This is a genomic window from Streptococcus ovuberis (assembly GCF_012396585.1).
GTDB lineage: Bacteria > Bacillota > Bacilli > Lactobacillales > Streptococcaceae > Streptococcus > Streptococcus ovuberis.
In genome coordinates this window covers 1-14,968 of sequence record NZ_JAAXPR010000024.1, presented here as the reverse complement: position 1 = coordinate 14,968, position 14,968 = coordinate 1, and the positions used below count along the sequence as shown (strand labels likewise).

General features: G+C 44.1%; 16 protein-coding genes. 2 read left to right on the top strand and 14 right to left on the bottom strand.

The window, feature by feature from the left end; translation table 11 throughout:
• Positions 1-10 precede the first annotated feature (10 nt).
• From pfkA to HF992_RS09960, 13 genes are all read right to left on the bottom strand, one after another.
• Positions 11-1,021 (bottom strand): 6-phosphofructokinase, encoded by a 1,011-nt coding sequence (gene pfkA / locus HF992_RS10020; RefSeq protein WP_168549890.1) that lies wholly within the window; start codon positions 1,019-1,021, stop codon positions 11-13.
• 83 nt (positions 1,022-1,104) lie between these two features.
• Entirely contained in the window at positions 1,105-4,218 is a 3,114-nt protein-coding gene (locus HF992_RS10015; RefSeq protein ID WP_168549889.1) for a DNA polymerase III subunit alpha, read from the bottom strand.
• Positions 4,219-4,326: 108 nt separating this feature from the next.
• Positions 4,327-4,929 carry a lysozyme family protein gene (locus tag HF992_RS10010; RefSeq protein ID WP_168549888.1) on the bottom strand — a complete coding sequence of 201 codons (603 nt, stop codon included), beginning with the start codon at positions 4,927-4,929 and terminating at the stop codon, positions 4,327-4,329.
• Positions 4,929-5,906 (bottom strand): nucleoid-associated protein, encoded by a 978-nt coding sequence (locus HF992_RS10005; RefSeq protein ID WP_168549887.1) that lies wholly within the window; start codon positions 5,904-5,906, stop codon positions 4,929-4,931. Before HF992_RS10005 ends, HF992_RS10010 begins: the two co-directional genes overlap by 1 nt.
• Before the next feature lie 107 nt (positions 5,907-6,013).
• Positions 6,014-7,267 (bottom strand): serine hydroxymethyltransferase, encoded by a 1,254-nt coding sequence (glyA, locus tag HF992_RS10000; protein WP_168549886.1) that lies wholly within the window; start codon positions 7,265-7,267, stop codon positions 6,014-6,016.
• Positions 7,257-7,907, bottom strand: a complete 651-nt coding sequence (locus HF992_RS09995; protein WP_168549885.1) for a YdcF family protein — start codon at positions 7,905-7,907, stop codon at positions 7,257-7,259. Before HF992_RS09995 ends, glyA begins: the two co-directional genes overlap by 11 nt.
• Positions 7,900-8,349, bottom strand: coding sequence for a GNAT family N-acetyltransferase (locus tag HF992_RS09990; RefSeq protein ID WP_168549884.1), 450 nt, complete (start codon positions 8,347-8,349; stop codon positions 7,900-7,902). The genes HF992_RS09995 and HF992_RS09990 overlap by 8 nt, the downstream gene beginning before the upstream one ends.
• Before the next feature lie 27 nt (positions 8,350-8,376).
• Complete coding sequence (locus tag HF992_RS09985) at positions 8,377-8,970, bottom strand: L-threonylcarbamoyladenylate synthase (protein ID WP_168549883.1); 594 nt, start codon at positions 8,968-8,970, stop codon at positions 8,377-8,379.
• Positions 8,963-9,793 carry a peptide chain release factor N(5)-glutamine methyltransferase gene (prmC, locus tag HF992_RS09980; protein WP_168549882.1) on the bottom strand — a complete coding sequence of 277 codons (831 nt, stop codon included), beginning with the start codon at positions 9,791-9,793 and terminating at the stop codon, positions 8,963-8,965. Before prmC ends, HF992_RS09985 begins: the two co-directional genes overlap by 8 nt.
• Complete coding sequence (prfA, locus tag HF992_RS09975) at positions 9,793-10,872, bottom strand: peptide chain release factor 1 (RefSeq protein ID WP_168549881.1); 1,080 nt, start codon at positions 10,870-10,872, stop codon at positions 9,793-9,795. The genes prmC and prfA overlap by 1 nt, the downstream gene beginning before the upstream one ends.
• A gap of 379 nt (positions 10,873-11,251) precedes the next feature.
• Positions 11,252-11,725 carry a GNAT family N-acetyltransferase gene (locus tag HF992_RS09970; RefSeq protein WP_168549880.1) on the bottom strand — a complete coding sequence of 158 codons (474 nt, stop codon included), beginning with the start codon at positions 11,723-11,725 and terminating at the stop codon, positions 11,252-11,254.
• Between the two features lie 11 nt (positions 11,726-11,736).
• Positions 11,737-12,306, bottom strand: a complete 570-nt coding sequence (locus HF992_RS09965; protein ID WP_168549879.1) for a thymidine kinase — start codon at positions 12,304-12,306, stop codon at positions 11,737-11,739.
• A 165-nt stretch (positions 12,307-12,471) separates the two neighbouring features.
• Complete coding sequence (locus HF992_RS09960; RefSeq protein WP_168549878.1) at positions 12,472-12,948, bottom strand: LURP-one-related family protein; 477 nt, start codon at positions 12,946-12,948, stop codon at positions 12,472-12,474.
• 258 nt (positions 12,949-13,206) lie between these two features.
• Between HF992_RS09960 and HF992_RS09955 the strand changes: the two genes are divergently transcribed.
• Positions 13,207-13,389: a 4-oxalocrotonate tautomerase gene (locus HF992_RS09955; RefSeq protein ID WP_168549877.1), complete on the top strand. Its 183-nt coding sequence runs from the start codon at positions 13,207-13,209 to the stop codon at positions 13,387-13,389.
• Between the two features lie 300 nt (positions 13,390-13,689).
• Here HF992_RS09955 and HF992_RS09950 read toward each other — a convergent pair whose 3' ends face one another.
• Positions 13,690-14,505, bottom strand: coding sequence for a DUF4839 domain-containing protein (locus tag HF992_RS09950; protein WP_168549876.1), 816 nt, complete (start codon positions 14,503-14,505; stop codon positions 13,690-13,692).
• A 108-nt stretch (positions 14,506-14,613) separates the two neighbouring features.
• Here HF992_RS09950 and HF992_RS09945 point away from each other — a divergent pair, with 108 nt between their 5' ends.
• A complete protein-coding gene (locus tag HF992_RS09945; protein ID WP_246201289.1) occupies positions 14,614-14,826 on the top strand; it encodes a helix-turn-helix domain-containing protein in 213 nt (70 codons plus the stop codon).
• The last annotated feature ends 142 nt before the right edge of the window (positions 14,827-14,968 follow it).

Sequence of the window (14,968 nt, the reverse complement as noted above, 5' to 3'; positions counted from 1 at the left end):
ATATTAATGACTAAACAGATAATGATTCATTGAGGGCAATCAACTTCACATCTGCCTGATGTGGATTATTGACAATAATCTTGCGATCTTCACTCAAACTAAAGAGTGCCCCCTCTTCAGCTGATCCAAGGATCGGGTTGGTCACAATCTTCTCATCACGGATCCCAACTGCCACACCACCAATTCCTTCCTTCAGTAATTCAACAGCATATGCCCCTAAGCGAGAAGCAAGGACACGGTCACGAGCAGTTGGCGAACCACCACGTTGGGTATGCCCAAGATCTGTAAAACGAAGATCTCCAACATAACCAGCAGCCTTCAAATCTTCTGCAAATTCATGGCTTGGTTTAACCCCTTCCGCCAAAACAATGATATGGTGGTTTTTCCCATTGGCAAAACCAATGTTGATGTTCTTAACGACAGTTTCAATGTCATACGGATGTTCAGGAATAATGATTTGATCTGCCCCAGAAGCAATACCTGACCAAAGTGCAATATCTCCTGCATTGCGTCCCATGACCTCTACGATGAAGGTTCTGCGGTGACTAGAGGAAGTATCACGCAATTTATCGATGGATTCCATCGCTGTGTTGACAGCTGTATCAAAGCCAATCGTAAAGTCTGTCCCAACAATATCATTATCAATGGTACCTGGTACCCCAACAGCTGGGAAACCGTGCTCCGTCAGTCGCATAGCACCGTGGTAAGAGCCATCACCACCGATAACAACAACTCCTTCGATTCCGTGCTTTTTCAATTGCTCAATCCCTTTTAATTGGCCTTCTAACTGGGCAAATTCTGGATAGCGCGCTGAATACAAGAATGTTCCACCACGAGAAATTTTATCCCCTACAGCACGCGAATCCAGAGGAAAGATTTCTCCTGCTACCATTCCAGCGTAACCATGTTGAATGCCGTAAACTTCCATACCTTCGGAGATGGCTTTGCGCACAACGGCACGAGCTGCAGCGTTCATACCAGGGGCATCACCACCACTGGTTAAAACAGCAATACGTTTCATTTTTTTATCCTTGCTCCTTTTTTCATTCTAACTTATTCATTATATCATAATTCGCTTGGTTTTGCTGGCTATTTCCGGTTTTTTTAGTAAAAAATCGTTTTCACGTTTAGCGCTTCTAAAGCTTCTATCAAGGTATCCGTTTTTTGAACACCTAAGTACTTAGGCAATAAGGTTTCCTTCGTCTCCTTGTAGCGCAAAACGACTGGGATAGGTCCTGAAAATTGCTGTAAAACGTCAGCTACCGCCCGATCTAGGCTGTGATTATCCAACTGGATCCAAAACTTCTCCGTGGGGAGCTCTTCTACGTGGTCTAAGAGCATCTGCAACTGACCATCGCGCTCTTGCATTTTCCCTGAAAAATAATAGAATCCTCCTTCTGTCAGATGATGGTACCATTGGCGATAGGCTTCTGGGAAAACTGTTATCTCTAGGATATTTTGGGTATCGCTAACCTTAAGAAAAGCCATTTGTTCTCCTTTTTTGGTACGGATGACGTTACCGCCTAAGAATTCAGCCAATACAGTGCTACGCCCTTCTGCTACTAGGTCCCGAATCGGAGTATGAGGCAGAGCGGCCTCCTTGGACAACTGAATCAGCGGATGGGGACTCAGACCAATTCCCATGATTTCTTGTTCTTGGTGAAATTTCTCCATCTCTGTAAAATCATCAATCTCTACCCAACTATATGCCATATCTGGATTGTCATCAAAGAGGTTGGCCTGACCTAGCTTATTATGCTCTCTGAGGCCTTGGTAATTGCTAAGAACTTTGTGCCGATTAGATTCAAACGGATCAAAGAGGCCAATTTTAATCAATGGTTCTATCTGAGTCGACTTAGCATATTGATCTGGTAAGCGCCTCATAAACTCTTCAATACTATGAAAGGGGCGATTTTCAATCAACCAGTGAGCAAATTCTTTAGAGAGACCTTTAATATTTTTCAAGCCTAAGTGAATAGCTCCTTGGTCAAATTTATCGTAGTATGGCACTGTATTGAGATGGAGCTTGGCCACCTTGAAACCAAAATGGAGCGCATCCTCAATGTAATCACTGCTTGAAAAATTAAGCATAACATCAAAGAAAACATCTGGAAAATGCGCCTTGAAATAAGCCAACTGAAAAGCCAAGGCCGAATAAGCATAGGCATGGGAACGGTTAAATCCATAACCTGCAAACTTCTCCATCATGGCAAAAATTTGCCTAGCCTTGGACTCACTATGTCCAAGCGCCAGAGCACCCGCCAGAAACTCGTCTGTCATGGCCTTCATCTCCTCAGGCTTTTTCTTGCCCATAGCCCTCCTTAAAATATCGGCCTTCCCTAGGCTAAAACCAGCAAAACGCTGGGCTATTTGCATGACCTGCTCCTGATAAAGCATAATGCCATAGGTTGACTCTAAAATATCAGCAATCACAGGATCCAGCAAATCAATTCTCTCTTGCCCCCTGCGTCGCTTGATGAAATTATCAATATAATCACTAGCTCCTGGACGATTAAGCGATGTTGTTGCAACGACGTCCTCAAAACAAGTTGGCTTGACTCGCTTGAGTAGAGAGATAGCTCCTGCAGCTTCAAACTGAAAGATGCCCTTGGTTTGACCACGAGCAAATAGCGCCAAGGTTTCCGGATCTTCCAAGTTTATCTTAGCAATATCGATAAGTTGTCCGTACTTCTCCGCCACGCGCTCCTGCATCCTTTGCACAAAAGTTAGATTTCTGAGCCCCAAAAAATCCATTTTTAATAGGCCATTAGCTTCCACACCATGTGCATCATATTGGGTTAAGAGCATTTCCTCCCCCCACTTAAGAGGAATTCGATCGGTCAGATCTTGGTCACTCATGACCACCCCTGCCGCATGAATGGAAGTTTGTCTTGGTTGCCCCTCAATAGCTTGGGCTAGCTGAAAAGCCCGTTGATACTCTGGTTTACTAACAATGATCTGTCTTAGGCTCGCGTTCCGCTCATAGGCAGAAGCCAAGCTGTCTCTAAAGCTAATTTTTCGTGTTAAATTGGTCAATTCATGCTCTGCCAGACCATAGCGTTTAAACACATCTCTAAGAGCCTGTTTGGCTCCAAAAGTTGAAAAAGTCACGATTTGGGCAGCGTGTTGACTTCCATACTTCTTGCGTACATAGCGGAGAAATTCTGGTCGGTAAACATCGGGTAAATCAATGTCAATATCTGGTAAGCTAAAACGTTCTACATTCAAGAACCGTTCAAAAAGAAGGTTTTTCGAAACAGGGTCAATACCTGTAATGTCTAAAGCGTAAGCTACGAGACTTCCTGCAGCCGAGCCGCGCCCCATTCCCATATAATACCCCTGACTGCGACCAAACCGCAACAAATCCCAAACAATTAAAAAATAGTCATCGAACCCCATTTGATGAATAACCGATAACTCTTTTTCCAACCGCTCCTGGTAGATTTTAGTGGTCAGTCCTTTTTCCTGCAAACCTGCATAGGTGCGTTCCCTCAATTCTTCAACAGCTGGACGTTCGCGATTGAATCGTGGCAAAACTAACTCACCTGGCAACTGATAGGATATCGTTTGGACGAGTTCTTGTAAATTGACCAAAGCTTGTGGGAAACGTTCTTCAAACGCTGCGGTCAAAGCTTGTGGAGGTAGGAAACGTTCCTCTGTCAAGATAGGTGGTGTCTCTTGCAAGAGCTGGTTATCTCTAATGGCATGAAGCATATGAAGCACCTGACGGTCACTCTCTTCAAAGTAACGTACGGTATGTAGGGGTAAAATAGGGTGCTTAAATGATTCTATCGGTGTATCTTTAAAGACACCAAGGTAAAAAGGCAGGCCCAAATCAAGATCATCTATCCCATCTGCATAGGGCAAAATGATGCAAAGGTGTTCTAAAAAGGGGCGGAACGCTTCCAAGGAAGATTCCCCCAGCATTTTTTGAGTGGATAATTTTAGTAAGAACCGATAAGCTGTCGTATCCTGAGCAAGAACATAAACTTTTAACGGATGATCTTGAAAAATCAGAGTAAGTTCCACTCCTAAAATCGGCTGAATACCCACTTTTTGACAGGCTTTAAGAAAGTGATAGGCGCCATACATGTTGTCAATATCCATTATGCCTAGGGCCTGGTACCCCATCGCTTTGGCACGATTGACATAGGTTTCAATTCCGATAACACTATCCATAAAGGTATAAACTGTCTTGGTATCTAGTTGAACAACCATTGCCACCACTTCCTCTCTAAACCAATCGTTTCTAATCTGTTTTCACGCTAAATCGTATCGCTTATATTATACCAAATTATAAAGCTAAAACGAAAAATCATGAGCTGGTCAAAACCAAGTCATGATTGTCATAAGGTATTGATTAATGCGAACTTGTCTCGAATAGTAAATATTGCCGCCATTAACATAGAGCTCTCCACCATGCAAAAGGGCCACGGGATGGTGGTAACTATAGGTTTGACCAGTCGTATTGCCTAAACTAGGAGCTACAACATCTCTAGAATATGCCTTGGCCACCTTGATTAAGTTTTGCCCTCCATTTTGTTTGACATAATCTATATAAGAACTGCCAAAATTGTAAGCTTGAACAGCTGTCCATTGGTCCAACCCCAATTCTTCTGCATAGGCAATATGTTTCGCCAAAACTTCTACTCCCTGCCGGATACTAGACTTACTATCTGTAATGGTGTTAGCCGTTCCCGTTAAGCTTTCACTGGATTGCATCACATCATCTGTCTTTCCCTTAGTTTCGGTATAAATCATCGCCAAAATCAACTGTGGATCAGCTTGACTGCCCATCTCCGTCAATACTTCTACCACCAGGGGCTCATAGGTCATGACATGCTTGACATCTTGGCGGATCTCATAGGCCTTAAAACCGATGACCAGCAACAAAACGAGCAAGATCAGTCGTCTTATTTTCTTGAACATTACTTTGCCTCAATCGCTTCAATATTTTTAATGAGAATGGAGTAGGTTCCATCTTCGTTCTGGATAAACTCAACCGATTCAGCATCCTCATAAACTCGATTGGGGACAATTAATTCAATCCCATTGGATAAAGACAGCTTTTGGTTTTCTAACTTCTTGAGCTGGCGTGAAGCGTCGATATCAGTCAATTTAATTGGTTCTGGGATACTCTCCTTAACCTGATCAACAAAGGTCAGCCGTGCTGTCAGATTGTCATCAAAGAGCTGGTCTGCCAAAGTTTCTGGTGATAAACTATCACCTGCCTCCAAGGATTTATGCAGAGCAGATTTCATCTTGGACTGGAAGGCAAAGTCGTCTTGGTTGAAGTTGTCCGCAATCTTCTGCGCCGTCTGCTCCATGAGCTTGATGGATTTTTTGACCGACTGCTCAGGGGCCACCGCAAGGAGATTTTCAGAAAAATAATTGGCAAAGGCGCCATTGTGCTTAATCCGCTTCTCTATGAGGTAATAATCACGGGTGTCCAGATTGATAACCAGAGCCTCATCAGGCGTTTGGGCTGCCGATGGGAGGTTATTGGTCGTCATCTGAATCGGCTTGTCGCTATCTACCGAGCTGTGAATCAGATTTTCCTTGAGAGTCAGGCGCAAGAAGGCAAAATACGGCTGTCCATCTTTGTCAAAATCCAAAAAGACCAAGTCATTGGTTTTCTGATTCTCGCTGATGACAAACTCTTCTTTCCAGAGCTGTGCTATCTTGATGGAGGTTTCATACCGATCATCACTCAGAAGACTCAAGAACGCATTGTCTGCGGCGAACTGCCCACGCTTTGCCTCATCTGAAAAGACCCTGCTCAGTTTTTTCCGGAAATACTCGTCCAAACGCGGCGTCAAAGTCAAAGGTTGCTCTGCCAATAGCAACTCCGTATCGTCAGGTGTAAACTGGTGAATGATCATTTTTTTGATATAGATATCTAACATACTTACCTCTAATTTTACTGTCTCTCTTCTTTAAAACTCAAAAGTTGCTCTGCTATTGTACCATAAAAGAAAATAAAAAGACAGCCCACAAGGGTGTCTTTCGAGGATTAAGGATAAAGAGGAAACGCATTGGTCAAGGCAAGCACTTCTTGACGGACTTCCTCAAGAACGGCTTCTTGATCAGCATGCTCAAGGGCTTTGATGATGAGTTCAGCGACCTTACGACACTCCTCCACTCCAAAACCGCGTGCCGTTACTGCTGCCGTGCCAATACGGATACCAGATGTCTTGAAAGGTGACAGGGTTTCAAATGGAATAGAATTTTTGTTGAGGGTAATGCTGACTTCATCTAAGAGGTTTTGGGCGACCTTGCCATTTTCCACGACCTTGGTCACATCCACAAGGAAGACATGATTGTCCGTTCCACCTGAAATAACACGGAATTTTTCGTGCTGGTTGAAGACACCTGCCATAGCCTGACAGTTCCTAATGACATTCTGAGCGTATTCCTTGAAAGTAGGGTCTAGATTTTCCTTGAAAGCGACAGCTTTTGCTGCAATGACATGCTCAAGAGGACCGCCTTGAAGTCCTGGAAAGACTGCGGAATTGATTTTCTTGGCCAACTCTTCGTCATTGGTCAAAATCAGACCGCCACGAGGACCACGAAGGGTCTTGTGGGTGGTAGAGGTCACTACATCTGCATACGGAACAGGACTTGGGTGAAGACCAGCAGCGACAAGACCAGCAATATGTGCCATATCCACCATCAACTTGGCACCGACGCTATCTGCAATCTCACGGAATTTGGCAAAATCAATCGTACGGGAATAGGCAGAAGCGCCTGCTACGATGAGTTTAGGGCGCACTTCTTTGGCGCGCTCTAAAATGGCGGCATAGTCTAACTGCTCAGTCTCCTTGTCCACACCATAGGCCACGAAGTTGTACGATTTTCCAGAGAAGTTGACGGGAGACCCGTGGGTCAAATGCCCGCCCGCAGACAAGTCCATCCCTAGCACTGTATCGCCTGGCTCAATCAGCGCCATGTAAGCCGCTGCGTTGGCTTGACTGCCAGAGTGAGGCTGAACATTGGCAAACTGAGCCCCAAAAATTTCCTTGGCCCGCTCAATCGCCAGATTTTCAATCACATCAACCACTTCTGTGCCACCATAGTAGCGCTTAGCTGGGTAGCCCTCTGCGTATTTGTTGGTCAAAATGGATCCTTGCGCAGCCATAACTGCCTTAGACACCACGTTTTCAGACGCAATCAGCTCAATGTTATTTTGCTGGCGCTGCTCTTCTGCTTCGATAGCTGACCAAAGGTCGGTATCAAAGGCCTTGTAATCTTCCTTGTCAAAAATCATGTTGTACTCCTTTAAGTTGGTTGTCCAATGGTTTCAAATGCCCCTGCTCTCCGTAGCGAAGCAGGCGCAGGTATTCTCCCCAGACCCGTCGGCGGCCGATATCAGAGGTCATCCAGTCTGACCGACGAATTATCTGTCCTTTATAAGCGGTATCAAAGGGATAAGAGATGAGGTCAATAGCATCTGGAATGTGTTGGGATAAAGTCCGTAGCTGCCGTCCTGCCACATGGCTCTTGCAAATCACCAAAATGCTCTTAACGCGTGAAAAATCAATCAAATCCTTAGCAAATAGCACATTTTCCAAGAAATTGGTCGATTGATTCTCATGTAGGATAGCATTTCGAGGAACACCCCCAGCCACTAAGTGTTCGATGATGACCTCAGCCTCTGTCCGCTCCCCGCCTGACCAGTCAGGATGAGCCTGTCCTGTCTTGCTCCGACCTCCTGTCACCAAAAACTGGCTAACATAGCCCTGGCGATAAGCCTCGACAGCCTTCTCCCAATGCAAGGGGTGGGTGCTCGAAAAGATAAAGCCCAAGTCACAGACCTGAGGCAACTGATCTTGTCCGAAGACCGCCTCCGTCAACAAAGCGATGTCATCTGTGGTCAACTCAGGCACATCTGGCTCACGTTCAATCATCGTTCCCTTCCTCAAATAACTTGATAAACCGCAGCTGCGTCTTATCCCCATCGTAGCCAATCCTGCGGTAAAATTCATGCGCCTCCAGACGATGTGAAGCTGAATTCAGGCGGATGAAGGCAAAACCACGCTGGTGCGCCAAGTCTTCCAAAGCCACCATCAGCTGCCGACCAATTCCGCGCCCTTGGGCTGCAGGCAGAACTGCTAACGCCAGTACATTGAGCCCAGGCTCCGAATAAAGGCTCTCATACTGTTGGGCATGGACATAGCCAAGCAGATCACCTGATTGGTCATCGGCATAGCCGATAAAGAAATGCTGAGGGTCTGCCAGTAACTTGTCCAACTGCTGAGCAGTCTGCTCCACCGAAAAGGCATAACCTAAGGCCGTCTCGTTAATTAGGGATAAGGCTTTTGCATCTGTAAACTGTAATGATTTTAACATCTTAGTCTCCTATTCATCTGATTATCCTTACTCAAACGTCAATTCTGGCACAACTTCTAATAGTTGTGCTTTGGTGATGGCGCCTTGTCGTAAAACGGTCGCTCTGTCACCAGACAAATCCAGAATGGTCGAGTCTTGTCCTGTCAGGGCGGCATCATCTGCGTAGCCTATCACTTGACCGTCAAACTCTGCCATAATGTCCTCAAACAAGACACCACTGGCTTGTCCTGACCGATTGGCGGAAGGACCGATTAATGGTCCATGCTGGGCAATCAAGTCTAAGGTCACAGGGTGACTTGGCACCCGAAAACCGACTGTTCCCAGACCAGAGTTGACCCAGTGTGGCACTCGGTCGTTGGCTTCTAAGATGATGGTCAACGGACCCGGCAAAAAATGCTGATAAAGCTTGTCCAAAAAAGCTGGCTGATTTTGCGAAAACGCATAGATATCGGCTAAACTGCTCACATTGAGGTTGAGCGCCTTGTCTCGAGGGCGCTGCTTGAGGGCATAAACCTGATCCACAGCCTCTTCATCCAGTGCCTTGGCAAAGAGCCCGTAAACCGTCTCAGTTGGCAAGACGACTGCCCCACCGCTAGCTAAGACATGACCCAAATCAGCCATGATCAATCACCACCATTCTGTCTTTGCCGTAGCTGTCTGCCAAGACCCGCACACGCTTATCGGGTAAATACTGCTGAGCTAAGGCTTTTAGCGCTTGACCTTGCTTGTAGCCAATTTCCAGATAAATCTTGCCATCTGGTGTCAGGTGCTGCTGGGCATCTCTCAAGATTTGTCGATAAATGGCCAATCCTTCTTCTTCGGCAAAAAGAGCGGTATGCGGCTCATAGCGCAAGACATTCTCTCCGACCTCATGCTGGTCTGCATAAGCAATGTAGGGAGGATTGGAGACGATAAGGTCGTAGGTCTCAGCTAGACCATCGTAAACATCCGACTGGATAAAGGTAACCGCAAGGTCGTGCTTTTGGGCATTTTCACGAGCAACTGCCAGAGCATCGGCTGACAAATCACTCGCCGTCACCTGCCAATCTTCTCTAGCTTGCTTGAGGGAGAGGGCAATAGCACCGCTACCTGTCCCCAGATCCAAGACCCGCAAATCTGCTCTGCTATTTTCCAAAAGAATCAAATCGACCAACTCCTCCGTCTCAGGGCGAGGGATGAGGACACGGCTGTCCACCAAGAGCGTCAACTCTCGAAAGTAGGCGCGTCCTGTCAGGTGCTGAGCGGGAAGATGCTGGCTGAGTTTGTCCGCCAGCTCGGTCAAGAGAAGCTCGTCTGCTGGCGTGATGGGCTGTGACAGCTGCAAAACCAAGTCGGTCAAACTCCAGCCCTTGAGCTCACGAAAGACGTAGGCAAGGGCAGCTCGCTCTGCTCCTGCGGCTTCTACTCGGTCTTCCAAGGAAGACAAGACCTGTCCCAGCCGCATTAGTTAGCCAACTTTTCCAGTTTTTGAGTCTGGTCATAGAGAACGAGGGCGTCCACCACCTCGTCCATCTTCCCAGATAAAATCGTATCCAGCTTTTGCAGGGTCAGACCGATACGGTGATCGGTGACACGGTTCTGCGGGAAATTGTAGGTGCGAATGCGTTCTGAACGGTCACCTGTACCGATGGTAGATTTGCGCTCCGCATCCTGCTCGTCTTGGGCAATCTGGGCAAAATGATCCGCCACTCGGGCACGGATAATCTTCATGGCCTTGTCACGGTTCTTCTGCTGGGTCCGCTCTTCCTGCATCTCGACCTTGATGTTGGTCGGCAAGTGAACGATGCGGACAGCTGTTGCCACCTTGTTAACGTTCTGACCACCCGCACCAGAGGCGTGGTAAATGTCGATACGGAGGTCTTTCGGGTCAATGTCATACTCGACTTCTTCGATTTCAGGCATGATAAGAACTGTCGCTGTTGAGGTATGAACACGGCCTTGGCTTTCGGTCACAGGGACACGTTGCACACGGTGGGCACCAGACTCATACTTGAGCTTGGAATAGACCGATTGCCCTGATACCATGGCCACGACTTCTTTGATACCGCCAACGCCGTTGTAAGATGTCTCCATGACTTCAAAGCGCCAGCCTTGGCTTTCGGAAAACTTCTGGTACATGGCTAGAAGATCCCCTGCAAAGAGGGCTGCCTCGTCACCACCCGCTGCACCACGAATCTCCAAGATGATGTTTTTATCGTCATTCGGGTCTTTAGGCAAAAGCAGGATTTTCAATCGCTCTTCGAGGGCTTCCTTAGCGGCCTTGCTCTCTTTGAGCTCTTCTTTAGCCATTTCCTCTAAATCCTTGTCGCCACCTGCTTCTTTAATCATCTCTTCTGCATCGGCGATGGCTTGGATAGTCGCCTTGTACTCACGGTAGGCAGCGACCGTTTCACGCGTGTTTGCCTCTTCGCGAGACAATTCCATAAAGCGTTTGGTGTCTGAAACCACCTCTGGGTCACTGAGCAACTCGCCTAACTCTTCATAGCGGTCTTCCACCGCCTGTAATTGATCGTAAATGTTCATAATTAAGATACAAAGCCCGTTAAGAAAGCGAGAGAAAAATAGGAGACTGACGCCGTGTGCTAGCACACAAGAAAGTCTATCTTTTTTCCGACGCTTTTAGGGCGTGTTCTGTTCCTTTCATTATCATTAAGTTTGTATTTTAAAAGAAAAGCTTGCACAGTCCGTAGCCCGCGTTCGTTTCCTTTCTTAAAATTTGACGAGAAATTGAACAAACCCTGACATCGTGTGCTGGCACACAAGGAAATCTATCTTTTCCCCGACGCTTTTAGGGCGTGTTCCGTTCCTTTCGTTAGTTGTAAAATCGTTAAATCAGAAATGAATCGCCTCTTCAAAGTAGTCCTTCTTTTTCCGACATGCTTGGGGGTGAAGGCAATTCTTTTTATTGTGTTAGCTGATACATCGCAACGATCTCACCTGCATAGGTTTCGCCTGTTTCGACAAAGCCATAGTGACGGTAGCAGGATCTGACATGGTGATTTTCGGCTTCGTAAGATAGCCAGACTGCAGCTCCTTCCCCAGCTGGATGGGACTTAATGTAGTTCACAATACTGTCCATCACAGGAATAAAGTAGCCTTTTCCTTGATAATTTTGATCAATCATCAAACGAAACAGCAAATAATTTCCAGGACTAATGACTAACGTCTCATCATAAACGATAAAGGTAAAGCCAATCAGCAAATCCTGATCGTAAATCGCTAAAGGAGCGACAAAATGACCAGCCTTTTGATAGACATAAGCCTCTGCAAGACTGATAGCATTTGAGGCGACAAAGGCTTCTTGTTCTTTTGTCACACTGAGCCCAATAACGGAAAAATAATTACTCAGTGTGATGTCTCTTAGAGTAATGGACATCCTAGTTTTTCTCACATCTCTGGCTTAAAATAGTGCCTACGGCAAACTGCTCGATAGGACTCATTGCCCCCAATTTGAATTTGCTGGCCCGCATAGACAGGCTCTCCGTCCACCATCCTCAAATTCATAATGGCTTTTTTAGAGCAATAGTGGCAAATCGTTTTAATTTCTTCGATCTTATCAGCAAACAATAGCAGAGCTTCTGATCCTTCAAAGAGATGATTGAGAAAATCATTCTTCAACCCGAAGGCCATAACGGGGATATCCAGCTCATCTACCACGCGTGAGAAGGCAATGACCTGTTCCTTGGTCAAAAACTGAGCCTCATCAATCAAGATACAATAGGGTACCTTAGCCAGATTCCTAACATACTGAAAAACATCAAAATCTGTTGCAATGGCAATCGCATCACGCCGCATTCCAATACGACTAGAAACAATACCAAAACCATCTCGATTATCCAAGGCTGAAGTCATGATGACCACATCCTTGCCTTGCTCTTCATAATTATGAGCGACTTTAAGGATTTCAATCGTTTTCCCCGAATTCATCGCTCCGTACTTAAAATAAAATTGAGCCACCCTTACGCTTCCAATCTAAGTACTCTACTTTTTAAAAAAAGTAAAGTCTAAATATAATCTTCCTTATTTTACCATAATTTTGAAAGACTGGCATTTACTTTATCGGGAAAATAAAAACCTTCTCAAAAAGAGAAGATTCTGCTTCCAGAACAAGGCATTAAGAGCTTAACTCGTCTGACCAATCACTGCATCAATCGCCACTACGACTGCCACAACCAAAAGCGCATCCTGTTCTGGATTATCCATGCTAATTTCAAAACTATCTGATAACCGAAACGCTTTTTTCTGTAATTGGGCAATGGTGTTATCACGATTGTCTGTGATTTTATAATCGTGGAAGAGTAATCGACCAGTTACCTTCCAGTCAAGGATCTCAACCCTATATTTAGATCGAGGTGAGAACCATTTTTTAGAAATAGTAGCTACTGTCTGGCCTGCGATAATAACATCCCACTTATATTGGGCAAAACGTTGCTTGATAAAGGCGATCTCTTGAGTCTCGTCAGGGGCATAAATATAACTTCTAGTTCCTGTGTACATGCCGATATTCCCTTTAACACGATAAAGCAACTCCTCAGATTCGTTGTAAACAGTAAAGGTATTCTTTAAGGTCCCCTTGTCTTGAGTCATGTATAGTTTCATTGTTAATACTCCTCTTTTATATATTTGATATATATAGTAAAATTAATCGAAAGTCATATATTTTGATTCCCCAACCATTCCCGTTATGCCTCTTTTTTCTGTTTCGTTGGTTTATTTGTGCGCCAAAAGGCAGGGCTGAAACCGATAAACATAACTTGATTCTTTTATAAAATCCCTTCCTTTTGGGGCTCATTGTAGGCTAAATAGCAGAAAAATCGTATTTATGCTATACTAGAAAAAATGAAAGGAGGCTTTCCTATGCCATTTGTTAAAATTGATTTATTTGAAGGACGCACAGAAGCACAAAAGATCGCTCTAGCCCGTGAGGTTGCGGAAGTGGTCTCAAAAAACACCAATGCCCCACTGTCTGCGATACACGTTTTTATCAACGATATGCCTGAAGGCACCTATTACCCTCAGGGAGAAATGAAACGAAACTAAAAACCGTTACCCTTATCCAAAAAACCGAAGGACATCTGTCAGCTAAAAAGGGTTCTATAATTTCTGTAGTGAGCAAATCCACCACAGAGATTATAGAGCTAGAAAACACTCCTTGATTCTAGTTTACTAGTTTTCAACAGGAGTGTTTTTCTTCGGTCTCATTTTTTGGGGGGCTAGTGCCTATTTCGTAGCGACTTTTCTTTTTGTGACTGTTTGAATGCTTGCTGGACTTGACATGAATAGCAACGGGAATGGTTCGAGAAGTTTAGATAATATTAACTATCCATTTTTAATCTAATTTCATCGTGCTGTTATCTGTACTGGTTCTAAGCGTAATAAACCAGACACAGCATTGTATTCTACAACTTGTGCTTTTATATGAACATTTTGGCCAATTGACAAACTATCTAAACTACTAAAAGCATCTGATGTCGTTGCAACATCAAAAAATTGTAAATTGACACCAGAATAATTTGTTGATTCACTGCCACTATAATCGCCGCCATATAATAAAATATCGTACCGTGTTTTATAATTTTCATGTGGCGCAATATATGCAATATGTCCATCAAATTCGACAGTTATTCCATAATACTTATCAGCAAATTGTTGAGCTAATTCTCCGCTTTCTGAGTTTAAAATAGCAGCAAATTCAGGATTGTTTTCAATTGTAAGCACCGTCGGACGTTGAACCGTAGTGCTAGTTGTAGTTTCTTTGGTTGTTCGATCTGCTTCAGTTGTTTTGGATACAGTAGTGGTCATTTTTTCCTTTTTTTCAATAACAGTAGTCATTGAACTTGGAGATGTTTTCGATTCTGTTTCTTTGGAATCATCTGTTTCATTAGAAAGAAAAGGTATGACGACAAACATTAAAATAAAGAGAATCCCCAATCCAATAGCCAAAATTTTCTCGAACATTTTCTTTTGGGCTCTTTTTTCAAGATCTTCATCACTTAACACTACTATTTCTACTTCAGCTTCTTTTTTGAATACACCAAGTACACCATTACTTGGTTCTTGCAGTACTGTTATGTCTGCATGTTTTTTATCAATTTGTAATTCATTTAATCCATTTTCAATTGCTTCATTTACAGTTTTTCCTTTGAAAATCGCCATGGTATTTTAACTCCGTTCTAAAATTATATTACAACTATATCGTATTGTGGATATATACACAATATGATAAATAAATTTTTCAACTTATAATGGTATCAAAAGGAGATGATGGCAATTATTAGTTTTGAACCATTATGGAAGACAATGGAGTTAAAGGAAATTTCACAATATAAACTTCTCCAGTCAGGAATTGATAATAAGACACTTGACAGTCTGAAAAAGAACAAAAATATTACTCTATTAACTTTGGAAAAACTATGTGTCATTTTGTCTTGCACTCCCAATGATATTGTTCGTTTTACCGCAGATAACGATGGTTAAATCCTACCTCTTAACAGAAAGTTCTAAAATGAAGTTAGCCAGTTGAGAGTATGAAAAAACATCCCAGAGAGATATAATGTAGTTCACCACAAACACATTAAAAGGAACTCTGAGATGCAAAACCATTATACTACAAAAGGCA